Here is a 1,284-nt window from a genome sequence, read left to right as displayed (position 1 = left end):
ATCACTTATAAATACGCTTTTAGTTGTTCAAACAAGTGGGACCACCTCTGAGCTATTCAGTTTCGAGATGGCCAACCTTTAGTGATCACCAAATAAAAATGCAAAGAAATTTTAGGGAATAAATTTTATGAAAAAGCAGATTTCTATCTTTGGACTCGCTTTTGTCTCGGGTTTAATGAGTGCCTGTGGCGGTGGTGGGGGAAGCAGCTCAGACAGTCCTATAGTGACTACGCCTCCAAATGTTCCAAAGGAAAGTATTTCCCCTGAGCTTTCAGAGGAATTTGTTCCGTTTGAAGATCAGGACATTGTAAAGAAAATTCGCGATAAAATTTCCGGAAATACCAGTAATGATACCGACTATAATGTTGCTCTAGGTCACATGATTGGTGAGGTATTTGCAGATTATCCTTATGGACGTACTGCACGTATCATCAAAATTTATAATCTGGGCATCAATAGTATTAAATATCCAAATCTGATCTGTTCAGAAGTAACTACCAATGGTGCAGTTAAAACGCTGAAATTAAAAACGGATAAAGATAACTGTATTATCCTGGATAAAACTTATCGTAAAGGCTCAACCATTACTCAGACGGTGAATGGTGACACGACGACTTTAAACTTTAGGAATGTCCGTTATGGTTCAAATGTAGATTTTAATCTCAAGGACGACTACCTGATTTCTGGCACGATTGTGCATCGTAAAACTAAAAATGAAATGGGGCAATCCGAATCTTATCAAATCGATCAGTTGGAATTCCAGCGTATAGCCGAGACCGATCAGGCGGGTACTTCTGGAGCCGCGTTTGATACAAAGAGCAAAGAATATCTGCAAGTACGTAATTATAATTATAGCCTGGTCGATGATTATGGCAGTGGTAGCAATGGGATTCGTACCTTAACCAGTCGCGGTACAATTATCGGTCAGCCTGATCTGGCAGATTATCGTTACAGTTTTGATTTTAATACCACGACACCATTTAAAATGGATGAAACCGTATTAAATAACTATAAGCATTTACCAAAAGAGGGTGTGCTTAGAATTGATGACAGTTATGATCAGGTGATTGAAGTCAAACAGAACCAGCCTGAATCATTGAAGGCTACTGTTTATTTCAATGGCAGTGAAATTGATGAACTGCTGTGGTCTACCATTATTGGGGATCAACAATAATTCGAGATGTCAAAAAAGCCCCGTATTGCCGGGGCTTTTTATTATTGATTGGGGGGGTGTTTATTAGATCTCTTTCATAAATCAAAAAACGATCTTCTTTTTGGTTAATA

The 1,284-nt window shown here is 38.5% G+C and carries 1 protein-coding gene; it reads left to right on the top strand.

Annotation, left to right across the window (positions count from 1 at the left end):
* Positions 1–127: 127 nt before the first annotated feature.
* Positions 128–1,174, top strand: coding sequence for a hypothetical protein (locus C8322_RS14210; protein ID WP_008306420.1), 1,047 nt, complete (start codon positions 128–130; stop codon positions 1,172–1,174).
* Positions 1,175–1,284: the final 110 nt, after the last annotated feature.

Source organism: Acinetobacter sp. SM1B (assembly GCF_003289665.1).
Classification (GTDB): Bacteria; Pseudomonadota; Gammaproteobacteria; order Pseudomonadales; family Moraxellaceae; genus Acinetobacter; species Acinetobacter schindleri.
Note: the sequence above shows the minus strand (reverse complement) of the source record. Positions and strands in the feature narration are given on the sequence as shown.

Coding starts and splice junctions, on each gene's coding strand:
- C8322_RS14210 (WP_008306420.1), top strand. CDS start 128: ATGAAAAAGCAGATTTCTATCTTTGGACTCGCTTTTGTCTCGGGTTTA.